Raw genomic sequence first — 16,123 nt, forward strand, 5'->3', positions numbered from 1 at the left:
AAAGAGAAATGGTGTGCATAAAAATACCTACACTCCAAAATGAAATGTAGGTATTTTTGTCGCTTACCTTTAGATATCTCACCTGTCTACTTGACAAGGGGCATATCAAAAAGAAGCGGCTGTTTCTGTGGCAAATGGAAATTATGAGATAAAAGTGCCATCAGAGGGAAAGACGGAACTGGCACAGGTTGGGAAAAGCTTTAATCTTATGACAGGTAAAGTAAGGGAGCAGATTGAAAAGCTTTCTTCCGTAAACCAGGCACAGAGACAGCTGCTTGGAAGTTTGGCCCATGAATTAAAGACACCGATGACTGCAATCATAGGATATGCAGATACACTTCTAACGGTACGCCTTTCTCCCAAGAGGCAGGAGATAGCGCTTGATTATATTAGAAATGAATGCCGAAGGCTTTCCAGGCTTTCAGTGAAAATGCTGGAACTTACCGGATTATATGAAACAGGTGAAGCAGAATTTGTTCCAGTGGAAGTTCAGATGAATCAATTTCTGGAAGATGTAAAAAAGCTTGTTACTTACAGGCTTCAGGAGAAAAAAATTTGTCTTGAAATACATTGTAATCCAGAGGAGCTTAGAAAAACATTTGATCCGGACCTTATGGTGAGTGCAGTGACAAATTTTATTGATAATGCAGTCAAGGCTTCCGATGAGAATTCAAAAATCGTACTGGAGGCAACCCAAAATCACTTATCTGTTCAGGATTATGGGAAGGGAATTCCAGAGGAGGATCTGAAAAGAGTAACAGAAGCTTTTTATATGGTCGATAAATCACGTTCCAGAGCAAAGGGAAGTGTTGGGCTTGGTCTTGCGCTATGCCAGAAAATTGCAGATATACATGGATTTCAGCTGGAAATTACAAGTCATCTGGGAAAAGGAACGATCGTATCTGTTTTATGGTAAATAATTGGAATTTACAGAACAGTTACAACTTGCGGAAGATTTGGTGTAATGAAAGATGCTATACTTGTGGACATAAACAGGAAGGAGAATTTATTCAACATGAGAAAAAACATAAATAAAATTGTAGGATTAACACTTTGTATAGGAATGCTCACAGGATGTGCCCAGACCCCGGAATCTTCCCTTGTAAAACCAAAAGGAAGCAAGGCAGAAGATGCTTATACAGAAGCTGAAGGCGTAGATATGGTGAAGGAGGATTCTTCTGAAAATACAAAGGATAAGAACACAGCGGTAAGAACAACTATTCGAGACCTGCTCAATGCTCCGGAAACTTATAAAAGTCAGACTACAGATGACAGTGCAAAACTTGTAGTGAACACGGATGCCACCGTAGAAATACCGGATGTAGAAAAGATATCCGCAATTTCTGTTACGCCTGCAGAAGTTACACAGGATCTTCTTGACCGTATTACAGATGCCTTTTTCTCAGAGGCAAAGCTGTATACATCGGATAGCTATTATACCCAGACAAAGGATGAAATCAAAAAAACGTTGGATGAACTAAAAGAAGATGTAGCAAACGGAAATCTGGATCCCTATAACTATGGAACAGATGAAGATGGAAATTATATTTATGACATTTATGGAGAAATTGAGATGTATGAGCAGGAATATGAAGCTGCTCCGGAAACGAAGACGCTGGTAGAAGGAAGACCTGTTGCAGGCTCCCAGGAGACAGAAAATGGTACTGCTGAAAATGATTTCTCCGGTGTTGCACAGATGCCGGATGGAACGGAATATTTTTACAAGACATCTTCCTATGGATCCGATACCTTATCTGTCAAAATCCGAAAAACGGCAAAATCTGGCGGGGAAAAGCTGCCTGTGGACACGACCTGGTATGAGTATACTTCTTCCAGTGAAGGAGAAAAACCTACTGAGGAGTCCATTGGGATTTCATTAGATGAAGCCAAAAAAATTGTACAGGAAAAAGTAGATAAAATGGGGATTACAGATCTGCAGTTTTCAGACTGGAGTTATGCATTGTGCAATAGTCTTGAAGAGGATAATCGTTTAAGTAATCTTGGAAGCGGATATGCGATTTATTACACACGTACTATAAACGGTGTTCCGATTACTCAGACAATGGCAGATGGCGGTGCTTGGGAAGATATGGACAGCACTATGGAAACCTGGTCTTATGAAAGTCTTTATTTCTTTGTCGATAAAGATGGAATTGAAAGCATGTCTTATTCAAACCCTTATACCATAGGAGAGACAAAAACAGAAAATTTAAACCTTCTCCCATTTTCTGAGATTATGAAAGCATATGAAAAAATGATGGTAGTGACCAATGCAGATAATATGGAATATGAAAAATCAAGAGTTTATGACATTGACCGGATTGTTCTGGGCTATGCCAGAATTTATGAACCATCCACAGATCCGCATACAGGTCTTCTGGTTCCCGTTTGGGATTTCTTTGGAAGCAGAAAAGTGGAAGGTGACTATGATGGGAATAGTTACTCGGACATCACAGACTATCCAAGCTGGAGCTTCCTTACCATTAACGCCGTGGATGGCAGTATTATAGACAGGGATCTGGGCTACTGATATGAAGCAGGTACTTGGAATTGTACATTACAATTTCTTTGGTTATTTTCGAAATCCAAAAGTCATTTTTACCTTCCTTCTGGAATTTGTACTTAGCTTTCTTCTCACTGGAAGAATCATGGTTGTTATGGAAAACTATGATACACCGGTACAGGCCGTAGAGCCATTTCTTTGGACCTTTGGGGATGGAACAGCAGTACTGCTCAGTTCTCTTCTGTTGCTTCTGCTGTTCTCAGACCTGCCAAAGATGACACCAGTTACTCCATATCAGTTAATTCGAACAACAAAGAAAAAATGGCTTTTGGGACAGTTTATTTATATTATTCTTGTGACTGCTCTTTATACAGTATTGATGCTGCTATTTACATCTGTACTGTGTATGAAGGACAGTTATCCGGGCAACCTGTGGAGCGAGACTGCTGCCATGCTCGGATATTCTGAACTGGGGAAAAACTTGCAGGTCCCCTCTACAGTAAGAGTCATGGAGAGTATCTCTCCGTATGGCTGTATGCTGCAGGTTTTTCTCCTGTTATTCTGCTATTCCCTGACACTTGGTTTTGTGATCCTTGTTGGAAATCTTTATAAAGGAAAAACAAAAGGCATGGTGTTTGGACTACTTTATAGTGTATTTGGATTTTTACTGGAACCCAGTGTGGTAGCCGCAATTTTGCATAAGGAAAAATATGAAATGTATCAGGTGAATGTACTGATCTGCTGGATCAGTCCTTTGAACCAGGCTGTATATGGAAAACATAACTTTGGCTATGATCCATTACTTCCGACCATCTGGCAGTCCTGTATGTTCTTCGCAGGTATTTTATTTGTTCTTATGGTTCTGGCACTTCGCAGGATGAAAAAATATCCCTTTGAATTTCTGGGAGAAAAAACATAATCAGAAGGGGAAATATCTATGCGGGTAGAAACAAAACGTATGCTTCTTGGCAGGAGTTTCCTGGCGGCATGGCTGATTGCCTGCTTTTCTATCGCAGCAGGTCAGACTTATCCAAGTTTGAAAAAAGCATTAACATGTGGAACTTTTATCAGCCTGCTGGATGGTTCATTGAAAAGTCAGATGGTATCTTTTGCCATCCCTGTAGCTGCGGTACTGCCGTGGAGTGATTCTTTTTTACAGGAGTATAAAAGTGGATTTTTAAAAGCTGCATTTCCCAGGACAAACCGCAGGCTATATGTGGAAGGAAAAGTCTTTTCTGTTATGACATCTGGATTTTTAGTCTGGATATTTGCTATAAGCACCATACTTCTTGTTAATTTTGTTATATTTTATCCTATGGAAGCAAAAGGCAGTTTCCCAAAGGAACAGTTTCTGGAGCTGCTTATGAAAGCTCTTAGGATGGGACTGACCGGAAGTATTCTAAGCACTTTTGGTGGAATCTGTGGTACCTTATGGAATTCAGCTTATATGGCATATGGGATTCCTTTTGTCAGCTATTATTTTGGAATTATACTTCATGAACGCTATTTCAAAGACCAGATCTGGTTTTACCCAGTGGAATGGATTCTGGCAGATGGAAACTGGGGAACGGATAAAGCGGGACTGTGGTTATTTCTGCTATTATTTTTATTGGTGTTAATGGGAATTTTTGGAGGTGTTTTAAATGGAAAAGTGGAAGAAATCTGAATTTCAAAATACCTGTGTGAAAATAGAACACGTAACCAAAAGGTTCGGGGAAGATCTGGTATTAAAAGAAGTAAATCTTACCTTAAAGGTGGGACAGGTTTACGGCGTTGTAGGAAATAATGGCTCTGGCAAAACAGTACTTATGAAATGTATCTGCGGATTCCTTCCTGTTACCACAGGCACCATCCGTGTTTTCGGAAAAGAAATCGGTCGTGATGTAGATTTTCCAGAAAGCCTTGGTGTCATCATTGAGACGCCTGGCTTTCTTACCCAGTATACAGGTGTAAAGAACCTGGAAATACTGGCAGATATGAAAAGAATGATTTCAAAGGCAGATATCCGCCTGATCCTAAAAAAAGTAGGACTGGATCCGGATATGAAAAAGCCGGTTGGAAAGTACTCTCTTGGAATGCGGCAACGCCTTGGAATTGCACAGGCCATTATGGAAGATCCTCGCTTCCTGATTCTGGATGAACCATTTAACGGTCTGGATAAACACGGCGTGGCAGAGATCAGGGAACTTTTGCTTGATTTAAAGGCAGCTGGAAAAACCATTTTATTGGCAAGCCATAATGATGAGGATATCCGGATTTTATGTGATCACGTATATGAGATGGATGGCGGAGTTTTAAGAGAAAGGACAGCCTGAAAATGGGAAAAAAATTTGTGAAAACCACATTCGCAATATTAAGTTTCATGATGCTTCTGCCGACATCTGTTTTTGCAGAAGATGCAGGGAATATGGAAGCTGCTTTTGTGGGAGAGTCTGTTCTGGAAGCAGATCAGTCAGCTTCTTATAGTGATGCAGACAGTACATTGCCTTTTGAAGAGGAAAAAAACAATCCTACAGATGAGAAGATTCGGGAAACTGAGGAACAGACTCCTGAAAAAACGGATTCGGAAAATCAAAATTCTGACCTGGATGGATTTATATCAGGAGACGCTTCTGCTGAGGACGAAAAGAAGACAATCCATGTCATAATAGAAAATGGAAATACTGATACAGATAATGGAACACAGATTACAGATCCTGTTATAGATAGTGGGGATTATTCTGCTGGAGAGTATAGTGGAGGCGGTTCTTCTGCCAGCTCGTCTGGTGAGAAAATACTACATAAACCGCAGGTTCTTTTAGAGGATAACAATCTTTCCGGACAAAATCTAAAAGCAGGCTCTGTCACAGAAATGTCACTGACATTCCGGAATAAAAGCCGTAGCCAGAATGTATTTGGTCTAAAGATTTCTATTTCTGCGGATACAAAGGGAATTGAATTTGAGAGAAACTCTTTTTATGTTCAGAGACTGACTCCAGGAGAAGCAATTACCCTGAAGCAAAAGGTCACTATAGCAGAGGACTGTACTCCAGGTCAGGCAACAGTTTCTTTTTCTCTGGATTACGAAGATTCAAAAGCGACGGGAGCGACAGGTACAGAAACGCTGTCCTTTCAGATCACTCAGCCGGCGCGTGCAAAACTGGAAGCTTCTGATATTCCTTCCGTTTTATATACCATGGATACGGTAGAAATTCCGGTGAAAGCAATGAATCTTGGAAGGGATAAGATATATAATGCAAGTGTCCGGCTGGAAGCAGATGGATTGAACCCAAAAGAGTCCGCTTTTTTAGGAACATTAGAAGCTGGAACCGCAGTACAGGGAAGTCTCCGTGTGTATGTAAAAGGAAAATCAGAAAAAGATGACGGTTCTTTTCCTGGCAGGATTACCGGAAAACTGATTCTTACTTATGAGGATGCAGCCGGCAATTCCTATGAGGAAAGTACAGAGTTTGAGTCTGAGATCAAAGAAGCTAAAATCCAGTCTTTAAAAATAGAGGATGACCAGGAAGAAACAAACAGCTGGTGGTATTCCGTTATTGCAGTTATTGCAGTACTGCTTGTTTCTGTGATTCTACTTCTCTTGGGCAAGCTTCATAAGAAAAACATACTTCTGGAAGAAACCAGAAAGGTGGATGCCCATTGAAAAAGAATAGAATAGACAGTTTTACCTGTTTTGTAGGTTTTCTTCTGATATTGGCATTATTTTTCTCTATAAAGCTTTTTTCAGGAATGCAAGACGGGAAAAAACAATACTCAGCACTGGTTTCCCTTGGAGACCTTACTTATGATGATGATTTTTTGAAAAAGGCAAAAAAAATAGAAGGGATAAAAGAGATATGGCCCGTTGTGGAAATACCAGTAACCATCAAGATTGAAGATTATACGGAAACAGCCACCTTTTTAGGAATAAATCTGAATGCGTTTGGAGAAAATCCAGAGCAGAATGATTTAGGAAATACACCGGTGTTGTTGCTTGGAAGTAAAGCATTGCAAAACATGAAAGACTCAAATAATCATTCCATTTCAAAAAAACAACAGGAAAAATTCCTGCAAATGGGAGAAAATCTAACCATTTCTTATGCACTTTCTGAAAATACAAAAGAGCTTTCTGGCGCGGCAGATTATCCGGTATCCTTAACTGGACACGAAGAAAATGAACAGCAAACTGTTTATCTTCCATGTAAAGTAACTGCCGTAACGGAAAATGAAGATATCTATATTCCTTTATCACAGGCGCAGGAGCTTTGCAGTGAGATAGGTGAGCCGCTTAAAATTACAAAAATTTATTTGAAAGTGAATGGAAAAATGAATCTGGAGAAGGCAAAAAAAATATTTGAATAAGGTATTTTTGGAAAATTAATTGTATCAATCTATGGTATTCATTTGACTAACTATTGTATTTTGTGCATGTTTTATGTAATTTTATCCATGTACTTATTTAAAAGAAAAGTATATACTTTATTCTTGTAAATAAAAGTATTTTATTCCCCTAAGGCTTGTTCCATTGTCTGCATGACAGGCAATGGAGGCCTTCTTCCAACGTATTAATCATAATAAATTGGTATTTTTGTAAATTGTACCATATAATGGAAAACTGTTAGATTGTGATCTTTTAGATACAATTTAGCAGTTTTTTATATGATGGAAATCCAATACAAAAAACCACTTTTTCATGCTATACTTCATTTATGAATTATAGCAAGATCAACACCAATAAAAAGGTCTGGGCAGGTTTCCGTTTTGGGAAAGAATGTAATTTATAGTAAATGAGTAGAAATTGCGATTGTTTTTTGGTACAATATATTGATTAGTAGTGAAATAGCTGGCGGGATTTATGCGTAAGAGTGAAACTTTTATCCTGCCTTAGCCGAAGATATCCCAGACTTTGTTCGGGAAAAGGGTGTGAATATATGGTAAAAATTATTTCAGACAGTACCTGCGACCTTTCACAGGAATTATTGCGAAAATATGAGATTGACATTCTTCCGCTTCATATTCTTCTGGGTGATAAAGAATATGAAGATGGAAAAAACATTACTCCGGATCAGATCTATGCCTGGTCTGATGCAAACAAGACAACACCTAAAACTTCTGCACCTGCCCTGGCAGATGCCATGGAGCTTTTTCGCCCCTATGCAGAGGCTGGAAGGGAAATTGTCTGCTTTTCTATTTCAGCAGGTATGTCCACTTCTGGAAATGTGATGCGCCTTGCTGCTGAAGAACTGGGGGCTTCTGACCGAATAAAAGTAATCGATTCTGCAAACCTTTCTACCGGTATCGGCCTTCTTGTAGTAGAAGCTGCAATTATGGCAAAGAATAACCGGACAGCTTCCCAGATTGTTTCTGAGATAGAGAAGTTAAAACCAAATGTGAGAGCAAGCTTTGTGGTAGATACCCTTACTTATTTATACCGTGGCGGACGCTGCAATGCAGTAGCGGTTATGGCCGGAGGTGTTTTAAAACTGCATCCCAGGATTGTAGTGGAGGATGGTGCAATGAATGCATCTAAGAAATACCGTGGAAAAATTGCTTCTGTTGTCATGAACTATGTAAAAGATATGGAAAAAGATTTAAAAAAAGCGAGACCTGAACGCGTATTTATAACACATTCTGGCTGTGAACAGGAAACTGTAGAAAAAGTGAGGGCTTATCTGAAAGAACTTGACATTTTTGATGAGATACTGGAAACCAGGGCTGGCGGTGTTGTATCAAGTCATTGCGGACCTGGTACGCTAGGTGTTTTGTATATTGCAAAATAAAGAATGCATTGCGATATCTGCTATATGCTTCATTACTATAAACCCGCAGTAACACGAATATATTTCGTATTTACAGAAGCACTGGAAGAAAATGGTATTCTGACTCAGAAATAATAAAAAACAGGACAGCAAAGGAGAACAAGCCTATGCCAACATTAACAATCATTATATCACTCATTATTTTAGCCGTTTACATTTTCTTACTGGTTGCTAATAAAAGTAATCCAAAAACAAATGGAATGCTGATGGTTGTACAGGGAGCTTTATGGACTGTGATCGCAGTAAGCAACTGGGCTGAGAATACGGTTGTAAACCGGAGTTGTTACATTATAGTAATTGTTTTATCGTTTATCTGTGGAATCCGGGAGCTTATTAAGCAGCATTAAAAAATGAGAATGGCTAAAACTGTTCCTTTAGGTGGAGATGTTAAAAATGATTCATGATTTAATGTACATTGAACTTAAAACGGGATATTCAGATGATGGTCCGGCATGGATCGGATATGTGAAAACTTCAAAGAGTAAGAAAACAATCTATTTTAATAACCATGCCTTTCAAAAATATAATGGCAATTATTCCAATTATATAGATATTGAGAATGGCGACGAATATTGGATTTCCGGGTTGAAGAAGAAAGAGAGTAATCGTCATTGGGATGGACATGGAAAAATCATGATCGACCGCAGAGCTGTTAATGAATATCTGTCTCTGATTGGAGAAAGGGAGCTACCGCTAAATTTGTTTGAAGTGACTGATATGGAAGATAGCTTCCCCATTGAAAGAGTAAATAGAGTATTGAACCAGAAGATTACAAGTACTGATAATTTTGAATAACCATAAGGGAACACTTCAGCTGACAAAAGGGAATGTCTAATGAGCTGTTCTCTTTTTGTTATGCTATGACTCAAAAAAATATAATTTTTTTGAGACGTCCGTCAAAAAAAGCCGACTTTATAATTGAGAACATTTTTGAGGAGGTGAACATCATAGACGATAAAAAAATAATAGAACTCTACTTTGAAAGGAATCAACAGGCAATTAAGAAAACAGATATAGAATATGGAAAGCTCTGTCACAAAATTGCCTATAATGTCCTGAATAACCGCCAGGATTCGGAAGAGTGTGTAAATGACACCTATTTAGGAGTATGGAACAGAATCCCACCTGCAAGGCCAGGCAATTTTAAATCTTATATTTCCACAATCGTCAGAAATATTTCCATCGATAAATTTAGAAAACTAAAAGCCCAAAAACGATCAGCCAATATGGTTATGGCATTGGATGAACTTGCAGATGTACTGCCGGATGAAAGGTATGCTCCGGGCAGGAATGATGAAGAGATTGGAAAATCGATCAGTATTTTTCTTTACAAACAAAAAGAAGAGATCCGGAGAGTGTTTCTTCTAAAATATTTTTATTTTGAATCTAACATAGCTATTGCAGAGAGATGTGGTTTTACTGAACGCAAAGCATTAATGTTTTTGCATTCTTTGTTGGTATGGTTGCAAGTTACTATTTGTATTCAAACTATATTGCAGGATTTTTTCCAAGAAGCTATGCGGTGGTTTGGTTTGGATTTACATCTGTTTCTCCATTATTGGCTTTTATCTGCTGGTATACAAAGGGGAAAGGAAAAGTGGCATTTATACTGTCAGCTCTGATTTTGGCAGTGTTGTTCAATATGTGCTTTCTATATGGATTCGGATATTTTAGTGCATGATACCTATTGCCGGATTGTTATTCGTCATGCGTCCTTTGACGCTGCCCGTATGCTGGTGGCAAGGTGGAAACGGGAAATCTCCCTTGAATATTTGACCGAAGAAAAGTTTGTCCCGCTAAGCACCACAGACGAGTATCGCACATCTGCAAAAGCACACGGTATCATCACAAGGGGAGACGACTGCTATCGGAGGTAATCATATGACAAATCAGAGTACAATAGATAAAGAGGTCAAGAAAAAGAGTCGTAAAAAACCGGAAGTTAAGATATATAAAATATCAATACTTGTTCTAAAGAACTAGCACATCTTCTGTAGATTCTGTATCTTTTGATTATCCATCAGTATACTAATTTTAGAGCGAATTATCGTTCTGAAGGAGGTGTTACGATGGATTTAAAAGCGGTTGGTCAGCGAATCAAGGCTGCAAGAGAGGCAAAAAATCTTACACAGGAAGAACTGGCAGCGCTGGTAAATTTAAGTACAACACATGTCAGTGTGATAGAGAGAGGACTAAAAGTAACAAAATTTGATACCTTTGTAGCGATAGCCAATGCACTTGATATATCGGCAGATGCACTGCTGATTGATGTCGTGACACATTCTGTCACAGGTGTTACCAATGAATTGTCTGAAATGATAGAAAAATTACCAAAGAACGAACAGAAAAGAATTTTAAATGCAGTCAGAGCTTTTGTAGGCTAATAGAATTAACTGCAAAATTGAAGGGCATAAAGCTCTTCTTTTTTTTATGGATTCATTTGTAAAACATGTCTTTTTTCGCAATCAAAACCATGATATTATAGTTCTAAAGAACTATATATAATTCTTAAAAATAGATATAGGCAAAATGCAGGATTTGAAGATGTTAATCTGTCTGTGCAGAAAGAACGAAAGAAAGTAACACTTAAAAGAGACAAATCGGTATTGAAAGAAGTAACAGATTATGCAGTAGGACAGTTAGAAGGGAATGAATGGAAATATGAAGAGAAGTATCATTGCAGTGATCTCAGGAGCAGTGATCTTGATAATTGCGGCAAAAAGTATTTATATGAAATCTGAATCCGGTCATAAGAAAGGTGAACCGGATGTAGTTGGAACATTTTCCATAAATCGTGATGAAAATATAACTGTGGTCGCTAACCGGGAAAATATTGAAGATAGAGAAGCGTTTGCAAGAGAACTATTGCAGATGTACAAGGATGATTCTTTTCATTCGACAAAATTCTCAACAGACCATGGATATGCGACGAGCCTTGATATGTACATTTATTTATGGAAAGAGGATATTGAAGAAGGAGAGTCGGTAATGACAGCCGAATATAGGCCTATAGAATACGGAAAGGACTATGACGTTGTCAATAATCCTGATAAATTTCAACTATATATAGATGGAGAAGAGATTGAGTAAGAATTTCCTGTGGGCAAACCTTTTATCATATTTTTTAAAGAAAGATTAAAGAATAACAATACAAGCCTTTGGATAGCTGACACCACGCTGCCCGCAGGAGAAAATCTGCGGGCGTTTTTCTATTTATATGATTTTCCATTAAATCTCAATTTTGGAAAGAAGATGACTATCTTAAAGCCCTTTCCCCATTGGGAAGCAGCTTCCAGACGAAGGTTTAGATCGTCAGCCATCTTCTTAACCAGGTAAAGCCCTATACCGGTGGCTTTCTTTCTGCTGTCAGTAAAATCCCCGGTAAAGCCCTTCTGAAAAATATACGGCAGATCATATTTTTTTACACCGATGCCGTTATCCTCAACTGAAAGGACATCTGCGGTCTCCGAATGTATCATAGAGATCGTTAGCATGGGACTATCGCTGCTATATTTTATGGCATTGCTCACGATCTGTCCCAACATAAACTGAAGCCCTCTACGGTCTGTATAGACTGTTTCAGATTGCAGTTTATTGAGAATTACAAACTGCTTTTCTTCCAGAAGTGGGGCATAGTCCTCCAGAACTTCCCCCAAGCAGTCATTCAAATTGATATCCTCAAACTGATAATCCTTTGTACTGCTCTTTAACCGGGCATAGTATAACATTTGAGTGACATCCTCCTGAAGCTGACTGCGGACATAATCCAGCTTTGCTTGCAGGGGAGGAGATATTTCGTCGCTCCGATTATCCAGGAGCATAGTCAACAGCGATAGGGGCGTTTTCGCTTCATGTGCCCAGCCCTCCACATATTCTTCATAGTCCTGTAGGGCATCTGCCATACTGTTACTCTCAGTTTTGTGTTCCTGTAAAACGGATGCCAGAAGCTGGATAGATTCTCCTTCTTCCCGGCTGATGGCACTGAGCAGCCGTTCCCTGTTGCAGATGGTAGGATCACTGAGGAAATCCCGGAACAGCTCTCGGCGGGTGGTCTCCCGCTTGTTTAGCACAAACAGGATCGCTGAAAACAGAAGGATGCTTGTCAGAACCACTAACCCAATCAAGGTCTGAAATGCCTGAATGTCAGAAATCCAAAGAATGATAGAACAAAAGCAATCCACACCCAGCAGCAACAGCAGCCAAGGGTAGTACCGTTCTATTATGCGCCAAAACTGCTTCATGGAGATACCTCCGCTTCCAAACGATAGCCCATCCCACGAACCGCAACGATTCGTTGCTTCATCTCCAGACCGGACATCGTCTTTTTCAACCGGGTCAGGTTAACCTGCAAGGCATTTTCGTCTATGTATTCTGTGGTTCCCCATAGTGCTAAGCAAAGCTGCTCCGTCGTGACCAGAGCATCACCACTGGCCAAAAGAGCAACCAACAGTTTTCCCTGATTTTTGGGAAGCACCACAGAGGTGTTATGAATATAAAGTGTGTAAGTCTGCTGGTCCAACAGGAAATCCAATCCCTCTATGAGGTTGGTACGGCCTTCATACCTTTTGAGAATATTGGATACCCTGGCAAGAAGCCGGTCTTTTCTGCACGGCTTCGTCAAATATTCATCTGCACCCAACTGGAACGCTTGCAGTTCATCCTTTACCTGGTCTCTGGAAGTCAGCACCAGGACGGGGATAGCGGTTTTATTCTTTAGCTCCTGGCAGATTTGAAAGCCACTGATTTCCGGCAAATTCAGGTCTAAGATCACAAGGTCAGGACGGAGGGCTGCCAAGAGCCGAGCGGCATCTTCAAACTCGGTGATTGCCTCCACAAGATACCCGTCCTTTTGGAGCATATTGCAGAGCTCTTCCCGCATATAGACTTCATCTTCCACAACAGCAATTCTTTTCACGACAGCACCTCCTTCCAAATTATTCTTCTCTCTGTGGCTGCATCAGTGTCAGCAAATACCGATCACTGGAGCGCTTGACCACACTCATATAAACACATTCTATCACACAAAGTAGCAAAATCATAGCAGCAGATACAGGTAGCATTTCAGACACTGTCCCACGGGTTCGTGACGAGAGTATCCCTGTAAACAACGCTCTGACTCCAAACAGACTGCTGACAGCTGCAACCAATACAGGAAGTCCCATAAACCACGAAATCTGCTTTCTGGCGGACTGGCAAAGGCTTTCGTAAGTGGCTCCCAAGCGGATCAGGGTCTGGTATCTACGCCCGGTTTTCTGCTGGCTCATCAGGAACTGAACACCCACAATGGTGTTGGCAACCACCAGGAACACAATCGCCAGATAGAGGGTAATATAGATGGATGCTACGGTGTAGAAAAGCTGGCGGCCCATATTCTGAAGATAGCTTTCATATTCAAGGCCAGTTTCGTTCAGCTTCTCGCTCAAATTTAAATATGCAGTCATAAGGCTATTTCCTTCCATAGCCTGCTTACTGAGTACCGCATTCACATACGTATCATACATTCCTTGGGTATGATAGAGGAAGGCTTCATCTGGAAGAATCAATGCAAAGGACAAAGTAATAGAACGGTCCGCGACCAAATTCACAGACTGAACCTCTCCTGTAAGATGAATCGGACTGCCAACCAGTTCCGTTTCAGGATGTTCAGTAAGTATGCCGTTCAGCATTGCGGTGCGATTTACAGTAGTGAAGTCGGAACCTATATAAACAGCGGCTTCATTCTCACTTAATTTAATGACAGGTTTGCCGGACAATTCCAGTAAACGATTATAGTCTGACAGACAAATTAGATACGGATCTGTGGCATAACCAAGAGTGTTCAAAAGGACATCCCGATCTTCCGACTGGGGCAGGCTCCGAAGAGATTCCATAACAGCATCCATGCTGTAGGCATTCTCGTAATCTTCTGTGGTGCGAATATGCCCAACCTTCATTTCAAAAAGCTCAGAAAACTGATTTTCCAAACCGTTTTCGTTCAGGGTTTTCTGTATATTCAAAAGAACCTGCGCCGAATCTTCAACGGTATAATCTTCAAAGGTATAGTCAATTACATGGTCGGTGGATAGATTGTTTGTCCCTGCGATTCCTAAGCCTGCACCAAAGCAACACAGTGCTGCAAGAATCAGCAGAGAGCTGATAGCCATAGAGCTTGACTGATGAATGACATTCTCCTGAATCTGGCGGAAAGTAAATACATGAAGCTGCTTTTTTCCTTTGCCTTTTTTAACAATCAGAGCAATCAGTGCCCGCATTCCGTAGAACAGCAACATCGTACCAGCCGAACCTAACAGTAAAGTCAGTCCCATCATACTTACCTTTGTCCATGCAATTCCTTGAATTGCCATGTAATAAGCCGTTGCCAACATCACACTTGCACATACAGCAGCCAGCCCATAGAAAATAGAAGGCATTTGCTTTTTGGGACGGTTCGCTGGCTGGGATAGCAAAGTACCGATCTCCTGGCGGCTGATCCGTCCACTCAAAATCAGAAGTGCCGTCAGCTTAATTGCCAGAAATCCTGCCAACGTCCATTCAATCGCAGACCAAGATAAAGAAAACTGATGACCGATGATTCCCATGCCTACTAGCTTGGCGATGACAAGACTGACAATTTCTGAAAGCACCACAGCCACAGGTAAACCTATGAGCATGGCAAGAATACTAGTCAGGCAATCTTCCGCCAGAAGCATACCAAACAGTTTATTTCTACGCATCCCCAACATTAGATAAACACCAAACTCATGCCGTCTGCGCTCGAACTGATACTTGCAGGCAAAATAGATCAAAAAGAAAAGAATACCCAAGGTCATTCCGTAAAACACAGGAATCAGAAGCAAGAGCCTGTTCACGGCATCGCTCTCCATCTTCTGCAAAAAGATCATAACATCCTGAGTAGAGATGGAAAGAATCATGTAAAAGGCAACAATAGAAATCACCAGGGAGCTGAAAAACAGACCGTTTTCCTTTCGGCTGCGACGGCTGTTCCGAAGAATGAGATTAGAGAACATTTGCGCCGCCCCCTCCCATTTGCGCCATCACTTTTAGGATGCGCCCGTAGAACTCCTGCTGGGATTCGTCTCCACGTCGTAGCTCATGAAAGATCACGCCATCCTGGATGAACAGGATGCGCTTACAGAAGCTGGCGGCATTGGAATCATGGGTTACCATCAGGATCGTAGCTTGTTCGTAATGATTCAGGTCGGACAGCTTCTCCATAAGACTTCTTGCGTTCTTAGAATCCAGCGCACCCGTCGGCTCATCGGCAAGAATCATTTGAGGATGCAAGATCAGAGCCCTTGCTGCCGCAACACGCTGACGTTGACCGCCGGACATCTTGGACGGAAACTTATCCAGAACATCAGTGATTTCCAGATAGTTAGTCAACTGCTTCAGCCTCTGGCTGCTTTCTGCTTCGGATACCCCATGCAAGGAAGTCGGAAGCAGGATGTTTTCTCTGCCAGTCAGGTTGTCCAGCAATTCAAAGTTCTGAAATAGATAACCAACTTTTTTGCTACGGTACTCTGCAAGAGTCTTTCCCTTGAGCGATTGCAAAGTATCCCCATCCACCTGAATGCGTCCGCCTGTGGGCTGAATCACAGTTGCAATACAGTTGAGAAGCGTGGATTTACCGGAACCGCTGCTTCCCATAATACCGAGAAACTCTCCCGGCATGACCTGAAAAGTGATTCCGTTCAGGGCTCTCGTCTGGTTTGGCAAAGTCCCATAGACTTTGGTAAGATTTTCAATATTCAAAATTGGGTTCATATGAATACCTCCTATCCATTTTTAAGTAAATGATAGCACAGAAACACAATATATAACA

The 16,123-nt window shown here is 40.7% G+C and carries 18 protein-coding genes and 1 pseudogene; 15 read left to right on the forward strand and 4 right to left on the reverse strand.

Annotation, left to right across the window (positions count from 1 at the left end; genetic code table 11):
- Positions 1 to 121: 121 nt before the first annotated feature.
- The 15 genes and pseudogenes from I2D69_RS21120 to I2D69_RS12450 form a co-directional block, all read left to right on the forward strand.
- Positions 122 to 214 (forward strand): annotated as a pseudogene (locus I2D69_RS21120) (hypothetical protein); the annotation flags it as partial.
- The gene (locus I2D69_RS12385; protein WP_279311200.1) at positions 209 to 916 is read left to right on the forward strand and encodes a HAMP domain-containing sensor histidine kinase; all 708 of its coding nucleotides are present in this window, start codon (positions 209 to 211) and stop codon (positions 914 to 916) included. The pseudogene I2D69_RS21120 and the gene I2D69_RS12385, both read left to right, overlap by 6 nt.
- A gap of 99 nt (positions 917 to 1,015) precedes the next feature.
- Complete coding sequence (locus I2D69_RS12390; RefSeq protein ID WP_195379976.1) at positions 1,016 to 2,530, forward strand: DUF6034 family protein; 1,515 nt, start codon at positions 1,016 to 1,018, stop codon at positions 2,528 to 2,530.
- Between the two features lies 1 nt (position 2,531).
- Complete coding sequence (locus I2D69_RS12395; RefSeq protein WP_173735712.1) at positions 2,532 to 3,422, forward strand: hypothetical protein; 891 nt, start codon at positions 2,532 to 2,534, stop codon at positions 3,420 to 3,422.
- Positions 3,423 to 3,440: 18 nt separating this feature from the next.
- Positions 3,441 to 4,169 (forward strand): ABC transporter permease, encoded by a 729-nt coding sequence (locus I2D69_RS12400; protein ID WP_243243814.1) that lies wholly within the window; start codon positions 3,441 to 3,443, stop codon positions 4,167 to 4,169.
- On the forward strand, positions 4,147 to 4,818 hold the full coding sequence (locus I2D69_RS12405) for an ATP-binding cassette domain-containing protein (protein ID WP_117854462.1): 672 nt from the start codon (positions 4,147 to 4,149) through the stop codon (positions 4,816 to 4,818). Before I2D69_RS12400 ends, I2D69_RS12405 begins: the two co-directional genes overlap by 23 nt.
- Before the next feature lie 2 nt (positions 4,819 to 4,820).
- Entirely contained in the window at positions 4,821 to 6,146 is a 1,326-nt protein-coding gene (locus I2D69_RS12410; RefSeq protein WP_195379977.1) for a hypothetical protein, read from the forward strand.
- A gap of 155 nt (positions 6,147 to 6,301) precedes the next feature.
- Positions 6,302 to 6,844 carry a hypothetical protein gene (locus I2D69_RS12415; RefSeq protein WP_243243815.1) on the forward strand — a complete coding sequence of 181 codons (543 nt, stop codon included), beginning with the start codon at positions 6,302 to 6,304 and terminating at the stop codon, positions 6,842 to 6,844.
- A gap of 569 nt (positions 6,845 to 7,413) precedes the next feature.
- Complete coding sequence (locus I2D69_RS12420) at positions 7,414 to 8,262, forward strand: DegV family protein (protein WP_173719100.1); 849 nt, start codon at positions 7,414 to 7,416, stop codon at positions 8,260 to 8,262.
- 146 nt (positions 8,263 to 8,408) lie between these two features.
- A complete protein-coding gene (locus I2D69_RS12425) occupies positions 8,409 to 8,648 on the forward strand; it encodes a hypothetical protein (RefSeq protein ID WP_117854469.1) in 240 nt (79 codons plus the stop codon).
- Positions 8,649 to 8,694: 46 nt separating this feature from the next.
- A complete protein-coding gene (locus I2D69_RS12430) occupies positions 8,695 to 9,096 on the forward strand; it encodes a mannose-1-phosphate guanylyltransferase (RefSeq protein ID WP_173719099.1) in 402 nt (133 codons plus the stop codon).
- 32 nt (positions 9,097 to 9,128) lie between these two features.
- On the forward strand, positions 9,129 to 9,923 hold the full coding sequence (locus I2D69_RS12435; RefSeq protein WP_226815834.1) for a sigma-70 family RNA polymerase sigma factor: 795 nt from the start codon (positions 9,129 to 9,131) through the stop codon (positions 9,921 to 9,923).
- Positions 9,924 to 9,956: 33 nt separating this feature from the next.
- Positions 9,957 to 10,178 carry a hypothetical protein gene (locus I2D69_RS12440; protein ID WP_148462679.1) on the forward strand — a complete coding sequence of 74 codons (222 nt, stop codon included), beginning with the start codon at positions 9,957 to 9,959 and terminating at the stop codon, positions 10,176 to 10,178.
- A 192-nt stretch (positions 10,179 to 10,370) separates the two neighbouring features.
- Entirely contained in the window at positions 10,371 to 10,685 is a 315-nt protein-coding gene (locus tag I2D69_RS12445) for a helix-turn-helix transcriptional regulator (RefSeq protein ID WP_173719098.1), read from the forward strand.
- Between the two features lie 265 nt (positions 10,686 to 10,950).
- Entirely contained in the window at positions 10,951 to 11,391 is a 441-nt protein-coding gene (locus I2D69_RS12450) for a hypothetical protein (protein ID WP_226815833.1), read from the forward strand.
- A gap of 119 nt (positions 11,392 to 11,510) precedes the next feature.
- Here the strand turns inward: I2D69_RS12450 and I2D69_RS12455 are convergent, their stop codons facing one another.
- Genes I2D69_RS12455 through I2D69_RS12470 form a run of 4 tightly spaced genes read right to left on the reverse strand, consistent with a single transcriptional unit; the run spans position 11,511 to position 16,065 of the window.
- Positions 11,511 to 12,542, reverse strand: a complete 1,032-nt coding sequence (locus I2D69_RS12455; RefSeq protein WP_173719097.1) for a sensor histidine kinase — start codon at positions 12,540 to 12,542, stop codon at positions 11,511 to 11,513.
- The gene (locus I2D69_RS12460; RefSeq protein ID WP_023922618.1) at positions 12,539 to 13,216 is read right to left on the reverse strand and encodes a response regulator transcription factor; all 678 of its coding nucleotides are present in this window, start codon (positions 13,214 to 13,216) and stop codon (positions 12,539 to 12,541) included. The genes I2D69_RS12455 and I2D69_RS12460 overlap by 4 nt, the downstream gene beginning before the upstream one ends.
- A 19-nt stretch (positions 13,217 to 13,235) precedes the next feature.
- The gene (locus I2D69_RS12465; RefSeq protein ID WP_195379978.1) at positions 13,236 to 15,308 is read right to left on the reverse strand and encodes an ABC transporter permease; all 2,073 of its coding nucleotides are present in this window, start codon (positions 15,306 to 15,308) and stop codon (positions 13,236 to 13,238) included.
- Positions 15,298 to 16,065, reverse strand: coding sequence for an ABC transporter ATP-binding protein (locus I2D69_RS12470; RefSeq protein ID WP_173719095.1), 768 nt, complete (start codon positions 16,063 to 16,065; stop codon positions 15,298 to 15,300). Before I2D69_RS12470 ends, I2D69_RS12465 begins: the two co-directional genes overlap by 11 nt.
- Between the last annotated feature and the right edge of the window lie 58 nt (positions 16,066 to 16,123).

Origin of the sequence: Ruminococcus sp. D54t1_190329_F1 (assembly GCF_015551645.1) — a bacterium.
In the GTDB taxonomy this organism is placed as follows: Bacteria; Bacillota; Clostridia; order Lachnospirales; family Lachnospiraceae; genus Blautia_A; species Blautia_A faecis.

What these genes read in the sequence shown, in the direction of transcription:
- I2D69_RS12390 (WP_195379976.1), top strand. Translation starts at nt 1,016, where the DNA reads ATGAGAAAAAACATAAATAAAATTGTAGGATTAACACTTTGTATAGGA.
- I2D69_RS12410 (WP_195379977.1), top strand. Translation starts at nt 4,821, where the DNA reads ATGGGAAAAAAATTTGTGAAAACCACATTCGCAATATTAAGTTTCATG.
- I2D69_RS12455 (WP_173719097.1), bottom strand. Translation starts at nt 12,542, where the DNA reads ATGAAGCAGTTTTGGCGCATAATAGAACGGTACTACCCTTGGCTGCTG.
- I2D69_RS12400 (WP_243243814.1), top strand. Translation starts at nt 3,441, where the DNA reads ATGCGGGTAGAAACAAAACGTATGCTTCTTGGCAGGAGTTTCCTGGCG.
- I2D69_RS12470 (WP_173719095.1), bottom strand. Translation starts at nt 16,065, where the DNA reads ATGAACCCAATTTTGAATATTGAAAATCTTACCAAAGTCTATGGGACT.
- I2D69_RS12440 (WP_148462679.1), top strand. Translation starts at nt 9,957, where the DNA reads ATGGATTCGGATATTTTAGTGCATGATACCTATTGCCGGATTGTTATT.
- I2D69_RS12435 (WP_226815834.1), top strand. Translation starts at nt 9,129, where the DNA reads ATGTCTAATGAGCTGTTCTCTTTTTGTTATGCTATGACTCAAAAAAAT.
- I2D69_RS12425 (WP_117854469.1), top strand. Translation starts at nt 8,409, where the DNA reads ATGCCAACATTAACAATCATTATATCACTCATTATTTTAGCCGTTTAC.
- I2D69_RS12450 (WP_226815833.1), top strand. Translation starts at nt 10,951, where the DNA reads ATGAATGGAAATATGAAGAGAAGTATCATTGCAGTGATCTCAGGAGCA.
- I2D69_RS12465 (WP_195379978.1), bottom strand. Translation starts at nt 15,308, where the DNA reads ATGTTCTCTAATCTCATTCTTCGGAACAGCCGTCGCAGCCGAAAGGAA.
- I2D69_RS12420 (WP_173719100.1), top strand. Translation starts at nt 7,414, where the DNA reads ATGGTAAAAATTATTTCAGACAGTACCTGCGACCTTTCACAGGAATTA.
- I2D69_RS12445 (WP_173719098.1), top strand. Translation starts at nt 10,371, where the DNA reads ATGGATTTAAAAGCGGTTGGTCAGCGAATCAAGGCTGCAAGAGAGGCA.
- I2D69_RS12395 (WP_173735712.1), top strand. Translation starts at nt 2,532, where the DNA reads ATGAAGCAGGTACTTGGAATTGTACATTACAATTTCTTTGGTTATTTT.
- I2D69_RS12430 (WP_173719099.1), top strand. Translation starts at nt 8,695, where the DNA reads ATGATTCATGATTTAATGTACATTGAACTTAAAACGGGATATTCAGAT.
- I2D69_RS12385 (WP_279311200.1), top strand. Translation starts at nt 209, where the DNA reads ATGACAGGTAAAGTAAGGGAGCAGATTGAAAAGCTTTCTTCCGTAAAC.
- I2D69_RS12405 (WP_117854462.1), top strand. Translation starts at nt 4,147, where the DNA reads ATGGAAAAGTGGAAGAAATCTGAATTTCAAAATACCTGTGTGAAAATA.